The sequence below is a fragment of the Rhizobium sp. KDH_Rht_773_N genome, from assembly GCF_052946295.1.
This window is the reverse complement of the sequence record NZ_JBRFNB010000002.1, coordinates 984,407-1,005,261: the sequence shown is the minus strand read 5'-3', so window position 1 is coordinate 1,005,261 and position 20,855 is coordinate 984,407. Positions and strand designations below refer to the sequence as shown.

General features: G+C 63.2%; 18 protein-coding genes. 7 read left to right on the top strand and 11 right to left on the bottom strand.

Going from position 1 to position 20,855, the window contains the following annotated elements; all coding sequences use genetic code 11:
• The 5 genes from cydD (at position 1) to cydX (ending at position 6,349) form a co-directional block, all read left to right on the top strand.
• Positions 1–1,707 (top strand): thiol reductant ABC exporter subunit CydD, encoded by a 1,707-nt coding sequence (gene cydD / locus ACU8HS_RS26575; RefSeq protein ID WP_447016056.1) that lies wholly within the window; start codon positions 1–3, stop codon positions 1,705–1,707.
• A complete protein-coding gene (locus tag ACU8HS_RS26570) occupies positions 1,704–3,395 on the top strand; it encodes an amino acid ABC transporter ATP-binding/permease protein (RefSeq protein WP_447016055.1) in 1,692 nt (563 codons plus the stop codon). Before cydD ends, ACU8HS_RS26570 begins: the two co-directional genes overlap by 4 nt.
• 77 nt (positions 3,396–3,472) lie before the next feature.
• Complete coding sequence (locus tag ACU8HS_RS26565) at positions 3,473–5,053, top strand: cytochrome ubiquinol oxidase subunit I (RefSeq protein WP_377312286.1); 1,581 nt, start codon at positions 3,473–3,475, stop codon at positions 5,051–5,053.
• Between the two features lie 6 nt (positions 5,054–5,059).
• Positions 5,060–6,214, top strand: coding sequence for a cytochrome d ubiquinol oxidase subunit II (gene cydB / locus ACU8HS_RS26560; protein WP_113412255.1), 1,155 nt, complete (start codon positions 5,060–5,062; stop codon positions 6,212–6,214).
• A 12-nt stretch (positions 6,215–6,226) separates the two neighbouring features.
• The gene (gene cydX / locus ACU8HS_RS26555; protein WP_112572495.1) at positions 6,227–6,349 is read left to right on the top strand and encodes a cytochrome bd-I oxidase subunit CydX; all 123 of its coding nucleotides are present in this window, start codon (positions 6,227–6,229) and stop codon (positions 6,347–6,349) included.
• 61 nt (positions 6,350–6,410) lie between these two features.
• Here the strand turns inward: cydX and ACU8HS_RS26550 are convergent, their stop codons facing one another.
• The gene (locus ACU8HS_RS26550) at positions 6,411–6,821 is read right to left on the bottom strand and encodes a VOC family protein (protein ID WP_447016054.1); all 411 of its coding nucleotides are present in this window, start codon (positions 6,819–6,821) and stop codon (positions 6,411–6,413) included.
• An 11-nt stretch (positions 6,822–6,832) separates the two neighbouring features.
• Positions 6,833–7,876 (bottom strand): Gfo/Idh/MocA family protein, encoded by a 1,044-nt coding sequence (locus ACU8HS_RS26545; protein ID WP_447016053.1) that lies wholly within the window; start codon positions 7,874–7,876, stop codon positions 6,833–6,835.
• 368 nt (positions 7,877–8,244) lie between these two features.
• Between ACU8HS_RS26545 and ACU8HS_RS26540 the strand changes: the two genes are divergently transcribed.
• On the top strand, positions 8,245–9,405 hold the full coding sequence (locus tag ACU8HS_RS26540) for a fumarylacetoacetate hydrolase family protein (RefSeq protein WP_112704425.1): 1,161 nt from the start codon (positions 8,245–8,247) through the stop codon (positions 9,403–9,405).
• Position 9,406: 1 nt separating this feature from the next.
• On the opposite strand, the gene scpA is transcribed toward ACU8HS_RS26540, so the two are convergent.
• The 4 genes from scpA to tauA all read right to left on the bottom strand — a co-directional run bounded on the left by scpA (position 9,407) and on the right by tauA (position 14,331).
• Positions 9,407–11,542 carry a methylmalonyl-CoA mutase gene (gene scpA, locus ACU8HS_RS26535; protein ID WP_447016052.1) on the bottom strand — a complete coding sequence of 712 codons (2,136 nt, stop codon included), beginning with the start codon at positions 11,540–11,542 and terminating at the stop codon, positions 9,407–9,409.
• A gap of 100 nt (positions 11,543–11,642) precedes the next feature.
• Complete coding sequence (locus ACU8HS_RS26530) at positions 11,643–12,473, bottom strand: ABC transporter permease subunit (RefSeq protein WP_113413874.1); 831 nt, start codon at positions 12,471–12,473, stop codon at positions 11,643–11,645.
• Positions 12,470–13,264, bottom strand: a complete 795-nt coding sequence (locus tag ACU8HS_RS26525; RefSeq protein ID WP_447016051.1) for a taurine ABC transporter ATP-binding protein — start codon at positions 13,262–13,264, stop codon at positions 12,470–12,472. Before ACU8HS_RS26525 ends, ACU8HS_RS26530 begins: the two co-directional genes overlap by 4 nt.
• Before the next feature lie 62 nt (positions 13,265–13,326).
• The gene (tauA, locus tag ACU8HS_RS26520) at positions 13,327–14,331 is read right to left on the bottom strand and encodes a taurine ABC transporter substrate-binding protein (protein ID WP_447016050.1); all 1,005 of its coding nucleotides are present in this window, start codon (positions 14,329–14,331) and stop codon (positions 13,327–13,329) included.
• 205 nt (positions 14,332–14,536) lie between these two features.
• Here tauA and ACU8HS_RS26515 point away from each other — a divergent pair, with 205 nt between their 5' ends.
• Positions 14,537–15,892 carry an LLM class flavin-dependent oxidoreductase gene (locus tag ACU8HS_RS26515; RefSeq protein ID WP_447016049.1) on the top strand — a complete coding sequence of 452 codons (1,356 nt, stop codon included), beginning with the start codon at positions 14,537–14,539 and terminating at the stop codon, positions 15,890–15,892.
• Between the two features lie 3 nt (positions 15,893–15,895).
• Here ACU8HS_RS26515 and ACU8HS_RS26510 read toward each other — a convergent pair whose 3' ends face one another.
• The 5 genes from ACU8HS_RS26510 to ACU8HS_RS26490 all read right to left on the bottom strand — a co-directional run bounded on the left by ACU8HS_RS26510 (position 15,896) and on the right by ACU8HS_RS26490 (position 20,748).
• On the bottom strand, positions 15,896–16,549 hold the full coding sequence (locus ACU8HS_RS26510) for a methionine ABC transporter permease (RefSeq protein WP_112704419.1): 654 nt from the start codon (positions 16,547–16,549) through the stop codon (positions 15,896–15,898).
• Entirely contained in the window at positions 16,530–17,612 is a 1,083-nt protein-coding gene (locus ACU8HS_RS26505) for a methionine ABC transporter ATP-binding protein (RefSeq protein ID WP_447016048.1), read from the bottom strand. Before ACU8HS_RS26505 ends, ACU8HS_RS26510 begins: the two co-directional genes overlap by 20 nt.
• 83 nt (positions 17,613–17,695) lie before the next feature.
• Positions 17,696–18,532: a MetQ/NlpA family lipoprotein gene (locus ACU8HS_RS26500; protein WP_447016047.1), complete on the bottom strand. Its 837-nt coding sequence runs from the start codon at positions 18,530–18,532 to the stop codon at positions 17,696–17,698.
• 240 nt (positions 18,533–18,772) lie between these two features.
• Positions 18,773–19,333 carry an FMN reductase gene (gene msuE, locus ACU8HS_RS26495; RefSeq protein ID WP_112704417.1) on the bottom strand — a complete coding sequence of 187 codons (561 nt, stop codon included), beginning with the start codon at positions 19,331–19,333 and terminating at the stop codon, positions 18,773–18,775.
• Positions 19,334–19,545: 212 nt separating this feature from the next.
• Positions 19,546–20,748, bottom strand: a complete 1,203-nt coding sequence (locus ACU8HS_RS26490; protein ID WP_112569146.1) for an MFS transporter — start codon at positions 20,746–20,748, stop codon at positions 19,546–19,548.
• Positions 20,749–20,855 lie beyond the last annotated feature (107 nt).

Below are 20,855 nucleotides of genomic sequence, written 5' to 3'. Positions count from 1 at the left end.
ATGGGCAGTGCTTTCTTCGACGCAAGAGACCGGCAAGAGGCGGAAGCGCCTGCTGACAGGGACGAGGCATGCAAGCCGGCCAGCACGAAAAGCCGCCTGCGCGGTGCTGCCATGCTGCAGGCGTTTGCGGCGGTCCTCTGGATTCCGCAGGCAGGTCTGCTCGCATGGTCCGTCGGGCGGCTGGCCGATGGCGGCGGCCCTGCCGATGTTCTCTGGCCGGCGATCTTCATTCTCCTGCTCGGCATCGTCAAAAGCTGTCTCGATGCGGCTGGCGGCCGCCTTGCCTTTCGTGCCGCGCGCGCCGCGCTCAGCCAGAAACGCGCAACCGCCCTCCGTCTGCTCGCCCGCCTTTCTCCTGTCGATGCCGGCCGGCCTGCATCCGGTGAAGCTGCCAGCGTGCTTGGCGAACAGGCCGAGCTGATCGTGCCCTATCTCTCCCGTTTCCAGCCGGCTCGAATGAAGGCGAGCCTCGTGCCGCTCGTCATCCTCGCCTGCATCTTTCCGATATCCTGGATCGCTGCGCTCGTGTTGCTGATCGCCGCGCCACTCATTCCGGTCTTCATGGCACTGATCGGCTGGCGTGCCCAGGCTGCGAGCGAAAGGCAGCTTGTCGCAACAGGCGGCCTCAACGCCTTCCTGCTCGACCGGCTGCGCGGCCTTGCAACGATCCGTTCGCTCGATGCGGTCGACGCCACAGCACTTCGGTTGCGCGGCGAGGCGGAGTCGCTCCGCATGCGCACCATGGCGGTGCTCAAGATTGCCTTCCTGTCTTCCGCCGTGCTCGAGCTCTTCTCAGCCCTTGGCGTCGCGATGACCGCCGTCTATGTCGGCTTCAGCCTGCTTGGCGAAATCCGCTTTGGCGCCTGGTCGGGTGGGCTTGACCTTTCGCGGGGCCTGTTCGTCCTGCTGCTGGCACCAGCCTTTTTCGAACCGTTGCGTGAACTCTCCGCCGTCTGGCATGACCGCGCTTCGGGCGAGGCCGCGCTGAAGGCGCTGGAAAGGCTTGCTGTCGACGGCATGACGCTTCCCGACCGCGAGCCGGCCGGGGCCTCCACCGCAAACAAGCCCTTCGATATCCGCCTGGAAAACGTCTGCTTTCGCTACAGCCCGGATCATCAGCCCATCCTCTCCGGCTTCAATCTCGAAATTGCCGCCGGCGAACATGCCGCACTGCTTGGCGCCAGCGGTACCGGCAAATCGACCTTGCTGTCGCTGATCGCCGGCCTGGCGCCCTGCGATGAGGGCCGCATCCTGATCGGCGGTAGCGCGACAGGTCGCTGCAAGATGGCCTGGATCGGCCAGAAGCCGCATATTTTCGCGGGGACCGTCGCCGGCAATATTGCGCTGGGACGGCCCGGCATCACGGCGACGGAAATCTCGGGCGCACTCGATCTTGCAAGGCTTGGCCGTGTCGCACGGGCCTACGGGCACCGGCCGCTTGGCGAGAGCGGCATCGGCCTCTCCGGCGGCGAGACTTTGCGCCTTGCGATCGCGCGGGCCGCCTGCGATCCCGATATCCGCATCATCCTCGCCGACGAGCCGACCGCGCATCTCGACGCCGATACGGCTGCCGAGATCACCGAGAGCCTGCTCGCCCTCGCGCAGGGCCGCACGCTGATTGTCGCCACCCACGACCCGCTGCTGGCCGCCCGCATGCACCATGCCATCCGCCTTGATGGCGAAAGCCTTCCGGAGGCTGCCGAATGACCACCTTCCTCAAGGATATCAAGCCGGTCCTGCGCCTGTTCCTGCAGACGCATCGCAGGGAACTATTGCTTGGCGCAGCGCTATCGGCCGCAACCGTCACGACCGGCATCGCCCTGCTCGGCCTGTCGGGCTGGTTCATCACCGCAACTGCCCTTGCAGGCCTTACGACAACTGTCGCCGCGACCTTCGATGTCTTTGCGCCATCGGCCGGCATCCGTTTTCTTGCCATCCTGCGCACGGCTGCGCGTTATGGCGAAAGACTGACGACCCACAATGCGACGCTCGCCGTGCTTGCCGCCCTTCGCGAGCGCCTGTTCCGCGGCTGGGCCTCCCCTGGCGCGGCACGTACGCTTCTCAACCGGCCTGCCCGGCTGCTCTTCCGGCTGACCGCGGATATCGACGCGCTGGACTCGCTTTACCTTCGCATTCTCGTGCCGGCAGCCGTGGCGATCGGCTCGGCACTTGTCGCCAGCGTGACGCTCGGCCTCATGCATCCGCTGTTTGGCCTGTTCTTCGGGTTCTGCCTTGTTCTGGCGGGGCTCGGCCTGCCGCTCGCTGCCGGCCGGCCGGCTTTGAAGCCGGCGCGACGCCGCGCTTACGGGATCGAAACCATCCGGTCGCGGACCATCGATCTCGTCGCCGGACAGACCGATCTTCTCATGGCAGATCGTCTTGCCGCACAACAGCAGGCGATCGTTGCCGCCGATGCCTATGCGGCAAACGCCGACGACCGGCTGAACCGCATCGAGACCGGCGTGACCTTCGGCTTCGGCCTTTTCTCCACCGCGCTTCTGGCTGCGGCGCTGCTGAGCGTTGCCGTGCTGATGCAGGCAGGCGCGATCACCGCGCCCGTTGCCGCGCTCGGCGTGCTCGTCGCTTTCGCCGCCACCGAACCCTTTGCCGCCTTGCGCCGCGGCGCGATGGAATTCGGCAGGACGATCCTGGCGGCCAAACGCATCGCACCACGACTTTCCGCCACTGAAGCCGATTTCGCACCAGGGGCTCCGGCGCATGAACTCGCCTTCGCACTCCGGAACATCACCGTTGCGCATGAGCGGGCGGCAAGGCCGGCATTGCTGGACGTGACGCTCGAACTGCGCCGTGGCGAGCATATTGCCGTGGTCGGTTCGAGCGGCGCCGGCAAATCGACGCTGCTTTCGCTGCTTGCCGGTGAATTGCCGCCGGCAGCCGGCATCGCGGCGGCACTCGATGCAACCTTGCTCACCCAGCGGACCGAGCTTTTCCAGGACACGTTGCGCGGCAACCTGCTGCTTGCCGCCCCCGATGCGGGCGACGATCAACTGCGCGATGCGCTTGCCGCCGCCGGGCTGCTCGCCGATGTCGAAGCGCTGCCGTCGGGCCTCGACACGACGCTCGGCGAAGGCGGCATGGGGCTTTCCGGCGGTCAGTCGCGCCGGCTGGCGCTCGCGCGTCTTTTCCTGCGCGACACCCCGCTCTGGCTGCTGGACGAGCCGACCGAAGGTCTGGATGGCCGCACCGCCCGCGACGTGTTGCATCGCCTCGCGCTGAAAGCAGAAGGCCGGACGCTGGTGATCGCCACGCATATCCGCCGCGAGGCAGCACTCGCAGACCGCATCGTCGTCCTCGACGGCGGCCGCATCACAGAATTTTCGCGCCGTGGAGAGGCGGCGTTCGAAAAGGCGCTCAACCGGCTTCGGCCGGATTGAGCGAACAGGCCTGACCCGCGTGACCAACCGGCCATGCGGAAACTCTTGATACCGCGTGGGACCGTGGGAGAAAGACAATGGAACTAGACATCGTTGCGCTATCGCGCTTCCAATTTGCGCTGACCGCGCTTTATCACTTCCTGTTCGTGCCCTTGACGCTCGGCCTTTCCGTGCTGCTTGCCATCATGGAGACGACCTATGTCATGACCGGGCGCCAGATCTGGCGGCAGATGACGAAATTCTGGGGCACGCTGTTCGGCATCAATTTCGTGCTCGGCGTCGCAACCGGCATCGTCATGGAATTCCAGTTCGGCATGAACTGGAGCTATTACAGCTACTATGTCGGCGACATTTTCGGCGCGCCGCTGGCGATCGAGGGCCTGATGGCCTTCTTCCTCGAAGCGACCTTCGTCGGCCTTTTCTTCTTCGGCTGGGAGAAGCTGTCGAAAGTCGGCCATCTCGTCGCCACCTGGGCGGTGGCGCTCGGTTCGAATTTTTCCGCGCTCTGGATTCTCATCGCCAATGGCTGGATGCAGAACCCGGTCGGTTCCGCGCTGAACCCGCAGACCATGCGCATGGAAATCGTCAGTTTCTTCGACGTGGTCTTCAACCCCGTCGCCCAGGCGAAATTCGTCCACACGGTCTCGGCCGGCTACGTCTGTGCCTCGATCTTCGTGCTCGGCGTTTCGGCCTGGTACATGCTCAAGAGCCGGCATATTGAGCTTGCCAAGCGCTCGATGACGGTTGCCGCCTCCTTCGGCCTCGCCTCGGCGCTGTCGGTCGTCGTGCTCGGTGACGAAAGCGGTTATCTCGCAACCGAAAACCAGAAGATGAAACTCGCCGCGATCGAAGCCATGTGGAAGACGGAGCCGGCGCCGGCCGCCTTCACCGCCTTCGGCTTCCCGGACCAGCAAGCGCGCGAAACGCATTTCGCCGTGCATATCCCCTGGGTCATGGGCCTTATCGGCACCCGATCGCTGACGACGGAAATCCCGGGCATCGACAAGCTGGAACAGCAGGCCGAAACCCGTATCCGCGACGGTATCAAGGCCTATGACGCGCTGATGCAGATCCGCGCCGCACCCGTCCAGGACCAGGTCGCCCAGGAAGTGCGCTCGTCCTTCGAGGATCTCGGCCATGACCTCGGTTATGCCCTGCTCCTGAAGCGCTATGTCGACGACCCGCGTCAGGCAACCGACGAACAGATCGCAAAGGCCGCGCGCGACACCGTCCCGCATGTGCCGACACTCTTCTGGTCGTTCCGCATCATGGTCGGCCTCGGCATGTTCTTCATCGTGCTGACGGCAACCTTCTTCTGGCTGTCGGCCCGCCGGCATCTGGACAAATATCCGCTCTTGCTGCGTATCGCGGTCTTCGCCATCCCGCTCCCCTGGATCGCCATCGAGGCCGGCTGGGTCGTGGCCGAAATCGGCCGTCAGCCCTGGGTGATCGAAGGCGTGCTGCCGACGGCGGTCGCCGTCTCCAATCACGGCGCCTGGGCAGTGCTGCTCACCATCATCGGCTTTGCCGCGCTCTATACGACGCTGATCGTCATCGAGATGAGCCTGATGCTCAAGGCGATCCGCCAGGGGCCGGAACCGGACCACGAGCCGGAAGCCAAGCTGATCTCCGAAACCCTCGTTCCAGCCGCGGAGTGACCTGTCATGATCCTTTACCAACTCATCGACTATGAAACCCTGCGCATCATCTGGTGGGTGCTGCTCGGCGTGCTCCTGATCGCATTCGCAGCGACCGACGGTTTCGACCTCGGCGTCGGCACGCTGCTGCCTTTCGTCGCCAAAACCGATACGGAGCGCCGGGTTGCGATCAACACGATCGGCGCGACCTGGGAAGGCAACCAGGTCTGGCTCATCCTCGGCGGGGGCGCCATTTTCGCCGCCTGGCCGCCGCTCTATGCGGTCTCCTTCTCGGGCTTTTATCTGGCGATGTTTGCGATCCTCTTTGCGCTCATCCTGCGCCCGGTCGGATTCAAGTACCGCTCCAGGCGGGACAGCGCACGCTGGCGCAACGGCTGGGACTGGGCGCTTTTCGTCGGCGGCTTCGTGCCGTCGCTGATCTTCGGCGTTGCCGTCGGCAACGTGCTGCAGGGCGTTCCCTTCCGCTTCGCCGACGACATGCGCATCTTCTATGAAGGCTCGTTCTTTGCGCTCCTGAACCCATACGCCCTTCTCTGCGGCGTCCTGTCCGTCGCCATGCTCATCATGCATGGCAGCGCCTGGCTGGTGCTGAAGGCGACCGGGCCGGTTGCCGATCGCGCCCGCCGCTTCGGCAGCGTCGCAGCGCTTGTCGTCATCCTGCTCTTCGCGCTCGGCGGCCTCTGGCTCTGGGCCGGCGTCAGCGGTTATCGCATCACCAGTGATATCAGTCCGATCGGCCCGTCGAACCCGCTTCTGAAGACGGTGTCGCTGGAAGGCGGGGCATGGCTTGACAATTACGGCACCCATCCCTGGACGATCGCCGCTCCCGTCCTCGGCTTCCTGGGTGCGGCGGCTGCCTTCATCGCCATGCGGGCGCGGCGCGAGGTCGTGACGCTGCTCTTCAGCCAGCTCTCGATCCTGGGCATCATCTCGACTGTCGGCCTGTCGATGTTCCCGTTCATCCTGCCCTCCTCGCTCGATCCGAAATCGAGCCTGACGGTCTGGGATGCGTCGTCGAGCCACCAGACGCTCTTCATCATGCTGGTGGTCACGGTCATCTTCCTGCCGATCATCTTTGCCTACACGGCCTGGGTCTACAAGGTTCTGTGGGGCAAGGTCGATGAGAAGAACGTCACCGACAAGAACAGCCACGCCTACTGAGGAGACGAAACGATGTGGTATTTCGCATGGGTACTCGGCCTGCCGCTGGCAGCCGCCTTCGCCGTCCTCAACGCCATGTGGTATGAGTTGATGGATGACGAAGCCAGGAAGAAGGCTTCGGGCGAACGCCGATAGAAGCGGAAGGGGCGCGGTTCGCGCCGCGCCCTCTTCCTTTCAGTCCGGCGCTGTGAGGCCGTCAGCCAAGCCGGCTTTGAGACCGCTCTGCGAGTTCAACGATGATACCATCGGGGTCGCACACGAAGCTGATCCTGTTCAGCATCTCGGAATGGACGGCAAAGCGCGGCCGTTCCTTGATTTCGACGCCTGCCGCTTCCAGCCGGGCGAAGGTTTCCTCGACATTCTCGAAATGGAAGGTGATGTGCTTGACGCCGGCCGTTCCCTCCGCAAGATCGACGGCCCTTGAAGCACCGCCGGGCGGCGCGAAAACTTCCAGCATGCCGCCGCCCGCATCGAGGAAGGCGACCTGCATGCCGTCCGGCATCTGCTTGCGCAAATGCAGCTTCAGCCCCAGCAAGTCGCAATAGAAGGCGATGGCACGGTCCATATTGCAGACCGTCATACCGATATGCTCGAACGATTTCAGCATCGTCTTTCCACTCAACCGCCTGCGGCAGGGCCGGCGCCTGCGGCAGGGCCGGCACTGATGCGGACGGCCTTCGTCTGTGCCTCGAGCGAGAGGCGGCAGACCTCATAGACATGGTTCTGCGTCATTGCGGTTTCGGAGCGGTCGCGCACGTCGGCGGCGAACGCCTCGAAATAGTCGAGCTTCTCATCGCTGCAGTCGATATGCGTCATCTCCTTGCCGTTGACGAGGAAGAGATGATCCTTGCCCGGCCGGCCGGCAATATCGATATATTTGCGCAGCTCGATATATCCCTCGGTCCCGAGGATGGTCAGGCGGCCGTCGCCCCAGGTCGGCAAGGCTTCGGGCGTGAACCAGTCGACGCGGATATAACCCGTGCCCTTGTCGGAGCGCAGCAGCACTTCCCCGAAATCCTGGAAATCCGGCTTTTGCGGCATGCCGAAATTGCCGACCGAGCTTGCGACCACCTCGCCCGTCGTCGAGCCGGTATAAAACAGGAACTGGTCGACCTGATGCGAGGCGATATCGACGATGATGCCGCCGAAGGCCTCCGGGTCGAAGAACCAGTCCGGCCGCGTCGGCAGCTGCAGCCGGTGCGGCCCCATGCCGAGCGTCTGGATCACCTTGCCGATCGCCCCTTCCTTCACCAGCTTGCCGGCCTTGACGGCGGAGCGCACGCAATGGCGCTCGGAAAAGCAGATGGAAAAGATCCTGCCGGTCTCGGCAACCGTGCGCCTGACCTCGTCGAGCTGGGCGAAGGTGGTCACACCCGGCTTGTCGGTCATCACATCCTTGCCCGCCCTCATGGCACGGATGGCAAGGCCGGCGCGGTCGCGCGGGATGGCGGCAATGCAGATCACGTCGATCGAGGCATCGGCAAAGATCCTTTCCCGGTCGATCTGCGGGACATCCGGATAGGTCTTCTCGAAATTCTCCCGGATCGCGGGCACGCTCGTCTGCGGGCAATAGCCGACGAATTCGCCACCCGCCGCCAGCAAGCCCTTCACATGATCGAACGTGTGCCCATGGTCGATCCCGACGACGGCAAATCTCAGCATCGCAATTGTATCCTCCTGGGGGAAATGTTCCAGGTCGGCCTGCGCCGACCCTCCTCCGGGGTAAAACAGATAGCGAAAGAGCGGCCCTGTCAAGGCGTGATCGGCGGCAAAACTCTTTTGCCTCTTTTGTAAATATCTGAAATAGAAAGGTTATTTTGTATCTAAATAGTTATAAGTTATGACGAAATGCCGCTGGCGCGCGCCTGCGGTCGCGGAAGACGGGCAGCAGGTGCGAACCGCTTTTCGCCTGTTCAGACTTGCTCTCGGCCGATGAATATGCTCGATTTTCGGCAGCCGTCGGGTAGGAGGACGGCAGCTATCCCATTCTGCAGGAGCGCTCCCCGCCCCGCCTGTGACGGAAGATCACCATGTCCCAATCCCCCCTCGATGCTGCCGCTTCGGGCGGCCTGTTTGTCGGCCGCGTCTGGAACCCGGATGTCGCCGGGCCGAGCATCGTCACGCTGCGCGACGGCGCGCTCGTCGATATCACTTCCACGGATGCGCCGACGCTGAGTGCGCTGCTGGAACGAGCCGATGCGGCAGATTTCGTCCGCGCGGCCAGCGGCAAGGCCCTCGGCACGCTGGAGGCGATTGCCGCCAACAGCACCGGCAAGCCGGACGCGAGCAAGGCCCATCTCCTGGCACCGGCCGACCTGCAGGCCGTCAAGGCCTGCGGCGTGACCTTCGCCCAGTCGATGATCGAGCGTGTTATCGAGGAGAAGGCCGCCGGCAATCCGGATCGCGCCGCCTCGATCCGCGAGCGTGTGAGCACCCTGATCGGTGGCAGCCTGACCAATATCAAGGCCGGCTCGCCGGAAGCGGCCAAGGTCAAACAGGCGCTGATCGAGGAAGGCATCTGGTCGCAATATCTCGAAGTGGGCATCGGCCCGGATGCGGAAGTCTTCACCAAGTCGCCGGTTCTCTCCTCCGTCGGCTGGGGCGCGGATGTGGGCCTTCACCCGATCTCCACCTGGAACAATCCGGAGCCGGAAATCGTCCTGGCGGTCAATAGCCGCGGCGAGATCAAGGGCGCCACGCTCGGCAACGACGTGAACCTGCGCGACGTCGAGGGCCGCTCGGCGCTGCTGCTCGGCAAGGCGAAGGATAACAACGCCTCCTGCTCCATCGGCCCCTTCATCCGTCTGTTCGACGCGAGCTACAGCCTCGACGACGTGCGCAAGGCCGAACTCGATCTCAAGGTCACCGGCAAGGACGGCTTTGTCCTGCACGGCAAGAGCTCGATGTCGCAGATCAGCCGCGACCCGACCGATCTCGTCAAGCAGACGGTCGGCGCCCACCATCAATATCCCGACGGCTTCATGCTGTTCCTCGGCACGCTCTTTGCGCCGACGCAGGACCGCGACGCAAAGAACCAGGGCTTCACCCACAAGGTCGGCGATATCGTGGAAATCTCGTCGGCCGGTCTCGGCGCACTGGTCAACACCGTCAGGCTGTCGACCGAATGCCCGCCCTGGACCTTCGGCATCTCGGCGCTGATGGGCAATCTCGCAAAGCGCGGGCTGCTCTGAATTACTGGTTGCGCCTGATACCCTGCAGAAGGTCGAGAACGGAGTTCGCGGCCTCCAGCACATTGGTACCCGGGCCGAACACGGCGGCAACGCCGTGTTCGTGCAGGAATTCATAGTCCTGCCGCGGGATGACGCCGCCGCAGACGACGATGATATCGCCGCCGCCCTGATCTTTCAGCCGGTCGATCAGCTGCGGCAAGAGCGTCCTGTGGCCGGCCGCCAGCGACGACACGCCGACGACGTTGACCTTCTCGCCGAGCGCCATGCCGGCCGCCTCTTCCGGTGTCTGGAACAACGGGCCAGCGAGCACGTCGAAGCCGACATCGCCGAATGCGGAGGCAATCACCTTGGCGCCGCGATCATGCCCGTCCTGGCCAAGCTTGGCGACCATGATCTTCGGCTTGCGGCCCATCGCCTCGGTGACATCGGCCATGCGCGCCTTCAGCACGCCCAGTTCGGGTTCGTCGCGATAGGCGGAGCCATAGACGCCGCTGATGACCTTGGGGGTGGCGAAATGATCGCCGAAGACTTCGCGCATCGCATCGGAGATTTCGCCAACGGTGGCCCGCGCACGCGCCGCTTCGACGGCGGCTGCCAGCAGGTTGCCATCACCAGTGCGGGCAACCTCGGAAAGCGCCGCCAGCGCCTCCTTGACCTTCACGCCGTCGCGACGGCGCTTGGTTTCCTCGATACGGCGGATCTGCGCGGCGCGCACCGCGCTATTGTCGATTTCGAGAATGTCGATCGGCTGCTCAGCTTCCAGCCGATACTTGTTGACGCCGACGATGACCTCGTCACCCTTGTCGACAGCGGCCTGGCGGCGGGCGGCAGCCTCCTCGATCAGCCGCTTCGGCAGGCCTTCGTTGACTGCCTTCGTCATGCCGCCAAGCGCCTCGACCTCCTCGATCAGCGCCCAGGCCTTGTCGGCCAGTTCCTTCGTCAGGCTCTCGACATAATAGGAGCCCGCAAGCGGATCGACGACCTTGGTGACGCCCGTCTCGTGCTGCAGGATAAGCTGCGTGTTGCGGGCGATGCGGGCGGAAAACTCCGTCGGCAGGGCGATCGCCTCGTCGAAGGAATTGGTGTGCAGCGACTGCGTGCCTCCGAGCACGGCCGACATGGCTTCGAAGGCGGTGCGGATGATATTGTTATAGGGATCCTGCTCCTGCAGCGAGACGCCCGAGGTCTGGCAATGGGTGCGCAGCATCAGCGAAGCCGCCTTCTTCGGCTGGAACTCTTCCATGATGCGGGTCCAGAGCAGACGGGCGGCGCGAAGCTTGGCCGCCTCCATGAAGAAATTCATGCCGATCGCGAAGAAGAACGAGAGCCGGCCGGCGAACTCATCGACGTCAAGCCCTTTGGCGATTGCCGCGCGCACATATTCGCGCCCGTCGGCAAGCGTGAAGGCAAGCTCCTGCACCAGCGTCGCGCCGGCCTCCTGCATGTGATAGCCGGAGATCGAGATCGAATTGAATTTCGGCATCTCCTTTGCCGTATATTCGATGATATCGGCGACGATGCGCATCGAGGGTTCCGGCGGGTAGATATAGGTGTTGCGGACCATGAACTCCTTGAGGATGTCGTTCTGGATCGTCCCCGAAAGCTCGGCCTTCGAAACGCCCTGTTCCTCGCCGGCGACAATGAAATTCGCCAGAATCGGGATGACGGCGCCGTTCATGGTCATGGAAACGGACATATCCTGCAGCGGAATGCCGTCGAACAGGATCTTCATGTCCTCGACGCTGTCGATCGCGACACCCGCCTTGCCGACGTCGCCGACGACGCGCGGATGATCGCTGTCGTAGCCGCGATGGGTGGCAAGGTCGAAGGCGACGGAGAGACCCTTCTGGCCGGCGGCAAGATTGCGGCGGTAGAAGGCGTTGGATTCCTCGGCGGTCGAAAAGCCGGCATATTGCCGGATCGTCCACGGCCGGCCGGCATACATGGTGGCGCGCGGGCCGCGGGTGAAGGGCGCAAAGCCAGGCAGGCTGTCGGCGTCCGCGCCATCGAGATCGGCGGCCGTGTAGAGCGGTTTGACGTCGATGCCTTCGGGCGTATGCCAGGTCAGCGTTTCCGCTGCAGCCCGCAGTTCCTTCTCCGCCAGCGCCTCCCAATCCGACAGCGTCTTCTTCGTCATTTCATCCTCCGGCATTGTCTGCGCGCCACGCTATCACTTTGCGGTTACGCGGCGCGATACGGCCTTAGGATAATTTGATCGGCAAGGCGATGATAGACCTTCAGCGATGGCCGGCCCATGGAACGAGGGACCGTTCGATCAGCCGCGCCAGGATCTCCAGAAGGAAGGCGATCGCGGCAATGACGATGATGCCGCCGATAACGATATCGGTCACGAGGAACTGCGCCGCCGACTGGATCATGAAACCGAGGCCCTGATTTGCCGCCACCAGTTCGGCCGCGACAAGCGTCGACCAGCCGGCGCCAAGCGCAATGCGCGTGCCTGTCAGGATCGACGGAACGGCGCCTGGGAGAATGACATGCAGCAGCACCTGCAGCGGACCCGCCCCGAAGGAGCGGGCGGCATTGACGAAATCGTCGGGGGCCGATCTGACGCCCGATGCCGTCGACAGAATGATCGGCGGCAGCATGGCAAGCGAGATGACCGTGACCTTCGAAGCCTCGCCAATGCCGACCCAGATGATGATCAGAGGCAGATAGGCAAGCGGCGGCAGGGGACGCAGGAATTCGACGATCGGATCGAGGATACCCTTGCCGATGCGGCTCGTGGCGATGGCAAGGCCTGCCGGCACGCCGACGAGGAGCGAAACGGAAAGTGCTGCAAAAATGCGCAGCAGGCTTGCCAGCGTATGCTCGGCAAGTGTCGAATCGACGAAGCCGTTGACCGCGACATTAACGAGCGACCTGGCAACGACCAGCGGTGAGGGCAGGAAAACCGGCGAAACTGCGCCATAGGCCGAGGCAAGGCTCCAGCCGGCGATGAGTGCGGCGATCGTCGCAAACGAGATCGGCAACGTGCCGTGGCGTTTCGGTCGCGCTTCGACATGCTGCTCGGACGCCGCAGTTGTGAGTGTTTCAGCCTCGACACTCATGCTGCAATCTCCTCTTCATCGCCATGGATAAGTGCGGTCAGCTTGTCATGCAGGTCCCTGAACGCCGGGAGCGCCTTGATCTCCTTGACGTTTTGGCCCTCAAGCAGCGCCTTGCCGAACTCGGTCCGGATATCGGCCACGATGCGGCCGGGATTAGGCGCGAGCACGATGACGCGCGTGGCAAGCAACAGGGCTTCATCGATGCTGTGCGTGATCAGCAGGGCGCCGGCCCTGCTCTCGGCCCAGACATCGAGCAGGAACTTCTGCATGCGGCTGCGCGTCAGCGCATCCAACGCGCCAAGCGGCTCGTCGAGCAGCAGAAAGCGCGGGCCGGAGGCAAGTGCACGGGCAATTCCGACGCGCTGGCGCATGCCGCCGGAGAGCTCCCAGATATTCCTGTTGCCCGCGCCATCGAGGCCGACCTTGACGAGCAGGCCTTCGGCGCGGCGCTGCCTCTCGCCTTTCGGGATGCCCTGGAGCTTCAGCGGAAAGGCGACGTTGCCGGCGGCGGTCAGCCACGGATAAAGCGCGTCGTCCTGAAACACCACGGCCCGGTCCGCGCCCGGCCCGTCGATCTCTTTGCCGTCCACGAGCACGCGACCTTCGCTCGGCTGAGTGAAGCCGGCCGCAAGATTGAGAAGGCTGGTTTTGCCGGAGCCGGAACGGCCGATAACGACCACGAACTCGTCGGAGGCAATATGCAGGTTGATGCCGTCGAGCACACGCCTCTTTCGACGGCTGCCGGCCTCGGCATAGTCGAGCGACAGGGATTGCAGTGAAAGTATGCTCATCGGTATCACCTGTTGACAAAAAAACCGGCGCAGCCGAAGCCGCGCCGGGACCCTTGGGAGGATCAGAGACCTGCCTTGGCGGCTTCCTTGACCCAGCGGTCGGAAACATAGGGGCTATAGTCCTTCAGGACGCCGGGGATCTTGCCTTGCTCCAGGAGGAAGGCCGAGGTTTCGGCCACTGCCTTGACCGTGCCGCCGCCAAGAAGATCGGCACCGGCCTGCTCTTTCAGGCTCGGGAACGTATAGCCCTTCAGGAGAGCCGGCACTTCATCGGTCCTGGCGCCGGTCAGCCTGGCGATCTTTTCGGCTTCCGGCGAGCTCGCGTTCCAGCTATCCGGATTGGCGAGATAGGATGCGTAAGCCGCACCCGTGACCTTCACGAAACCGGTAACGACTTCGGGATGGGCCTCGGCAAATTTCTTGCTGACGATCCAGGCATCGAAGGTCGGGCCGCCCCACCTGGCGACATCCGCGGAGGTGGCGAGCACGCTGCCGCTCTTCTTCAGCTGCGCCAGGACCGGATCCCAGACATAGGCGCCGTCGATATCACCGCGCTCCCAGGCAGCGGCGATTTCCGGCGGACGCAGGTTGAGGATCTGCACCGATTTCGGATCGACCTTCCAGTGTTTCAGTGCCGTCAGCAGACTGTAATGCGCGGTCGAAACGAAGGGCGTGGCGATCTTCTTGCCCTTCAGATCTTCGGGCTTGGCAATGTTCTTGACGGCAAGCGCCTCGGCATCGCTGATGAGGCCGACGATATAGATCGTCTCGATCGGCAATTCGCGGCTGGCGGCAGCAGCAAGCGGCGAGGAGCCGACATAACCGATATCGATGGAGCCGGAGGCAATCGCGGTGATGACATCGGCGCCGCTGTCGAACTTTTGCCAGTTGATCCTGGCCCCGGTCTCCTTCTCATAAGTGCCGTCCGCCTGCGGCACACGCGACGGCTCGACGATCGGCTGATAGCCGATATTGAGCGTGACGTCGGCGGCATGGGCCGCATGGCTGGTCAAGGTGAGCACGGCAGCAGCGGCCGTGCCCAGCAGGTTGCGTCGGTTGATTTTCATATCCCTCTCCCGCAATGTTCAAACGCATTCCACCCGGGAATGTGGATAGATCATTGTAAAATTCATAGATTTTATAGAGATAGAAAATTCCTGGATTCGGGCGCGAGGGATAATTTGCTTCTAATTTCCATGAAAGAAACGGTGGTTTCCCGATCCGCCCGACAATCCTGCAAAGTGGCCGTGGAAAATCTCAGGACGGTATTTGATGAAGAAAATGCAGATCTACGCCTTCGACATGAACTGCGTCGGGCACATAAACCACGGCATGTGGACGCATCCGCGCGATCGCTCCGTCAATTATACCGATCTCGACTACTGGGCGGATTTTGCGCGCACGGCCGAGCGCGGCAAGCTCGACGGCATATTTCTGGCCGATATCGTCGGCGTCTACGATGTCTACAAGGCCAGCCCGGCCCCGGTCATCGAGACCGGCGCACAGATCCCGGTCAACGATCCGCTGATGCCGATTTCGGCCATGGCTTACGTCACGAAGCATCTCGGCTTCGGCGTCACCGTCAACACCACCTATGAGCCGCCCTTCCTGCTGGCGCGGCGCATGTCGACGCTCGACCACCTGACCAGGGGACGCATCGGCTGGAATATCGTGACAGGTTATCTCGACAGTGCCGCCCGCAGCATGGGGTTCGACAAGCTGCCGGAACATGACGCGCGATATGATGCGGCGGAAGAATATCTGGAAATCCTTTACAAGCTCTGGGAGGGAAGCTGGGATGACGATGCGGTGCTGCGTGACCGGGAACACGGCGTCTTCGCCGACGCCTCCAAGGTGCGCGTGGTCAGCCACCAGGGCCAGTATTACAGGATGGAGGGCATCCATCTGGCAGAACCCTCGCCACAGCGGACACCTCTGCTCTTCCAGGCCGGCGCATCCGCGCGCGGACAGGATTTCGCCGCCCGTCACGCCGAGTGCGTTTTCATCGCCGGGCCGACCCCGCAGTCGGCACGCCCGACGGTCGATGCCCTGCGCGCCAAGACGCAGGCGAACGGCCGCGGCGCGGATGCGGTCAAGATCCTGAGCCTAATCACGGTCGTCGTCGGCAAGACCGGGGCCCAGGCGCAGGAAAAGCTTGAAGACTATCGCCGGCATGCGAGCGTCGAGGCCTCGCTCGCTCATTATTCCGCTTCCGTCGGCGTCGATTTCTCCAGATACGGGCTGGATGACGTGATCGACCAGAACTCGACCAACGCCAACCAGTCGGCGCTGGCGGCAATCACCAAACAGGCGGCGAAACCGGTGACGAAGCGACAGATCATCGACCAGATGGTGCTCGGCAGCCGCATGAAGCCGATCGTCGGCTCGCCGGAACAGATCGCCGACACGCTGCAGCGCTGGATCGAGGAGGGTGACATCGACGGCTTCAACCTCGCCCGCACGGTGGCGCCCGAAAGCCTCAACGACTTCGTCGATCTCGTTGTGCCGGTGCTGCAGGAGCGCGGCCTGTTCAAGGCGGACTACGCGGAGGGACCGCTGCGGCAGAAACTGTTCGGCGGCAATGGGCGGCTATCCGCCAGCCATCCCGCCGCACAGTTCAGGCGGTGATTCCTAGCGATGATCCAGGCGGGCGACGAGCCGGTCGCCTAGCCACTGGATGCCGCAGACGAGAACGATGAGCACGACCACGACCGCGATCATCACATTGGTCTCGAAACGCTGATAGCCATAGCGGATGGCGAGGTCGCCAAGGCCGCCGGCACCGATGGCGCCGGCCATCGCCGATGCCCCGATCAACGTCACCAGCGTGACGGTGAATCCGGCAACGATGCCGGGCAGCGCTTCCGGCACCAGGACCTCGCGGATGATCGTCCAGCGATTGCCGCCCATGGCGCGCACGGCATCGATCAGGCCACGGTCCACCTCGCGCAGCGAGACCTCGGCAATTCGGGCATAGTAGGGTGTCGCGGCAATGGCGAGCGGAACGATTGCCGCCCAGGTGCCGATCGCCGTGCCGACGATCAGCCGCGTCAGCGGGATCAGCGCCACCAGCAGGATGATGAAAGGCACGGAGCGGAACCCGTTGATAACGGCCCCGAGCATGCGGTTGATCCAGAGATTTTCGGCAATGCCGCCGCGGTTCGTCAGCACCAGCGCCAGACCGAGCGGCAGGCCGGCCACCAGCGAGATGAGGCCGGATGCGGCCGTCATCAACACCGTCTCCCAGAGCGAGCGCAGCAGCAGATTAATCATGATCGGCGACATAACCAAGCACCTCCACCCGGGCGGACCGGGCTGTCAGAAACTGTTCGACCTTTCCGGCAAGTGCCGGATCGCGCGCGGGAACGGCGATGAAGAACCGCGCCACGGGCTGGTTCTGGATGTGATCGATACCGCCATGCACGAGGCGGAAGGAATGCGGCAGCGCCGCCGACAGATCGGCAAAGAGCGCCCCCTGCGCCTCCGGCCCGGCCAGATCGACGCTCAGGATCGCCTCGGAACCGCCTGTCTGCGAGAGGCGCGCGAGGATATGTTCCGGCAATTGCGGGCGGATACCGCCGAGCAGGCTCCTGGTGATCGCCGCCTGCGGATCGCCGAAGACCGACCAGACCTGGCCCTCTTCGACGATGCGCCCGGCATCGATGACGGCAACGCGATCGGCAATGCCGCGCACCACTTCCATCTCATGCGTTATCAAAAGGATCGTAAGCCCAAGCTTACGATTGATATCCTTCAGCAGAGCGAGGATCGAGCGCGTCGTTTCCGGGTCGAGCGCCGAAGTCGCCTCGTCGGAGAGCAGGAGAGCCGGGCGGGCGGCGAGCGCGCGGGCTATGCCGACACGCTGCTTCTGGCCACCGGACAGCGACGACGGATAGGCGCTGGCCTTGTCCGAGAGACCGACCAGATCCAGCAGTTCATGAGCCCGTTTCAGCCGCTCGGCCTTGGCGATCCCTTCGATCTTCAACGGCAGCGCGACATTCTCCTCGACGGTCTTGGCCGAGAGCAGGTTGAAATGCTGGAAGATCATGCCGATGCGCCGCCGCAAGGGCTGAAGGTCCTTTTCCGCAAGGCCTGCAATGTTGCGGCCCTCGATGATGATCTCGCCGCTGTCGGCACGCTCCAGACCATTGAGGCAGCGGATCAGTGTCGACTTTCCGGCGCCGCTGCGTCCGATAATGCCGAGGATTTCGCCCTTCCTGACACTCAGCGAAATGCCGTCGAGGGCCGGTGTTGCGCCGAATCTGCGCCGGATATCGGTCAGTCGAACGACCTCCTCTGCGTCAGCCGCCGGCGTCCCGATTCTTGAAGCGGAGACTATTGAATTCATGCTCGTTCCTTCACAAACGCTGAAGGCGGCCCCGGCAAAGGCCCGGGCCGCCTCGGTTGTCGGCGCCCTCAGGGGCGTCTCCTTCAATAGGCGCTAAGACCGGTACCCTTGTAGACCTTCTCGAACTCGGCCTTCACGATGTCGTTCTGATAGGAGGAAACGAGGGTCTTCACCCAATCAGCATCCTTGTTCTCTTCCTTGACGGCGATGAAGTTGCGATAGGGATTGTCGGCGATCGGCTCCTGCGCGATACGCTCTGCCGGCGAAAGACCGCTTTTCAGCGCCCAGTCGGTATTGACGACGCCGGCGTCGAGGTCGTCGATCGAGCGTCCGACGATACCGGCATCCAGTTCCCTGATCTCGATATTCTTCGGGTTCTCGGCCACATCGGCGATCGTGGCCAGGATGCCGGTGCCCTCCTTCAGCTTGATCACGCCTTCGTTCTGTAGGACGCGCAGTGCACGACCTTCGTTCGACGGATCGTTCGGCACGCCGATCACAGCGCCCTCGGGCAGTTCGGCAACGGACTTATGCTTCTTGCTGTAGAGACCGATCGGCCAGACGCCGGTATAGCCGACACGGACGATATGATAGCCGTTCTGCTTGATCTGGTTGTCGAGGTAAGGCTGATGCTGGAAGGCGTTCGCGTCGATTTCGCCCCGCTCCAGCGCTTCGTTCGGCTGGGTATAGTCATTGAAGGTGATGGTCTCGATCTTGAGCCCCTTCTTGGCAGCTTCGCTGGTGACGACCCGCCAGACATCCTCATCCTCGCCGCTCATGATGCCGACCTTGATCGACTTGTCTTCGGCAAAGGAAGGCGCAGGCGCAGCAAAGGCGATGAGCGTGGCCGCAGAAGCGGCAACAGCGAGAGCCGCGCGGCGCGAAATCGAAATAGCGCTGATATTCTTGTTCTTGGTCATTTTTTGTCCCGTCTGACTGAATGAGGCAGAGCCCCGAGCAGGCGGATCATTGCAAATGCGTTCCTTGCGAGCGAAGCACGAACGTCCGATGTCTTCCCGTCGCCGGAAAAACTCTTGCCGCCCCGTCAAAGTCGGCAGGATAATATTCTATCAAATTTATGGATAGAATCGGCATTTAGCGATGCTCAAACGAAAGCGGCGCCCCGCAGGCGCCGCTGAAGATCAGTCTCGGGATTGCAGTCATTCCGCTGCGATCAACGTCGAGCCTTTGGCCGGAAAGAAAGCGGCAAGTTCGCCGATGACTTCCCCGATGCGCTTGGACAACTGCTCGGAGGAGACGCGATAGTCTGTGAAGTCGCGATCGGACGCATAGATCGCCGTCGGCAAGGTGTGGGCCATGAAGAAGCCGAAAAGCGGGCGAAGCTGATGTTCGACCATCAGCGCGTGCCGATCGCCGCCGCCGGTCGCGGTAATGACGATCGGCTTGGCACGCAGTTCATGCGGATCGATGAGATCGATCAGGTGCTTGAAGAGGCCCGGATAGCTGCCCTTGAAGGTCGGCGCGCCGATGACGATCGCATCCGCAGCGACGATATCGGCGATGATTTCCCTGGCGCGATTGTCGAGATCGTCACGACGCAGCGCCTGGCCAAGCGACGGGCCGACATCGGTCAGGTCATAGATCGTATTGTTGAAGCCATATGCCTCGGCGGCAAGGCCGGCGATATTTTCCACAAGCGCAAAGGTCTTCGAGGGACGATTGAAGCTGCCGGCAAGACCGACCAGTTTGGGTGCAGACATATCATTTCCTTCCGCTATCGCGCCGTCGAGGGCAACATCCTGAAACGGATATTATCCATCAAAATAGTAGATTAAAGGAATGACTATCCGTCTTCGCGAAACACCGCGAAAAATATGTTCGTCCGGACCGAGGCCGTCCGCGGCGCTTGCTCGCAACGGCAAGGGCACCGGAGGACCGTCCGGTGCCCTTGCCGTCTCGCGAAGCGCGATGTTCAGGCTGCGCGATGTTTCGGGATGCGCGGCAGGAAAATGGTGAGCAGGCCGAGCAACGGCAGGTAGGAGCAGATGCGGTAGACGAAGGCAATGCCGTGCGAGTCGGCAAAATCGCCGAGGAAAGCAGCTCCGAGACCGCCCGCGCCGAAGGCGAAGCCGAAGAAGACGCCGGCAATCAGACCGACGCGCCCCGGTACCAGCTCCTGCGCGAAGACGACGATGGCCGAGAAGGCCGACGCAAAGACCAGGCCGATGACGACGCTGAGCACACCCGTCCAGAACAGGTTCGCATAGGGCAAGAGCAGCGCGAAGGGGATGACGCCGAGGATGGAGAACCAGATAACGAAGCGGGCACCGAAACGGTCGCCGATCGGTCCGCCGAGGAAAGTGCCGGCGGCGACCGAACCCAGGAACAGGAAGAGCATGAGCTGCGCCTGCTGCACGTCGAGCTGGAAGCGGTCGATGACATAGAAGGTGAAATAGCTCGAGACGCTCGCCATATAGACGTTCTTCGTCGCCGTCAGCAGGACGAGGATCAGCAGCGCCCAGACCACCTTGCTCTGCGGCAGGGGCAGCGTACGGCTTGGCGCCGGCTTGCTGGCATTCTGGCGGCGGTGGCTCATGTACCAATTGCCGACCCAGCTCAGCACCACCATGCCGACCATGGCGATGCCGGACAGCCAGGATACGCTGTGCTGGCCGTTCGGCAGCACGATGAAGGCAGCCAGCAGCGGACCGATCGCCTGGCCGGCATTGCCGCCCACCTGGAAGAAGGACTGGGCAAAGCCGTGGCGGCCGCCGGAGGCGAGACGCGCGACACGCGAGGATTCCGGATGGAAGACGGCCGAGCCGAAACCGATCAGGCTGGCGGCAACCAGAAGCAGCTCGAAACTGCCGGCATTGCCGAGCAGGATCAGGCCGCAGAAGGTGCTCGCCATGCCGACCGGCAGCGAATAGGGCATCGGCCAGCGGTCGGTGACGATGCCGACAAGCGGCTGGAGCAGCGATGCCGTGACCTGGAAGGTCATGGTCAGGAGGCCGATCTGCACGAAATCGAGATTATAATTGGCCTTGAAGAGCGGATAGAGCGAGGCTAGCAGCGACTGCATGATGTCGTTGAGCATGTGGCAGAAGCTGACTGCCACCAGGATGGACATTGCGGTCTTTTCAAAGCGGGGGGCGCTCTCGGCAACGGATGCCATGGATCTTCCTCCTGCGCGGCCGGAACCATGCCTAGCCGTCGTCGGTTTTCATGCGGGCTGTCGTTAAGGCGACCGGGGCTTGGGAAACAATTGTCAGCGGCGGTCGC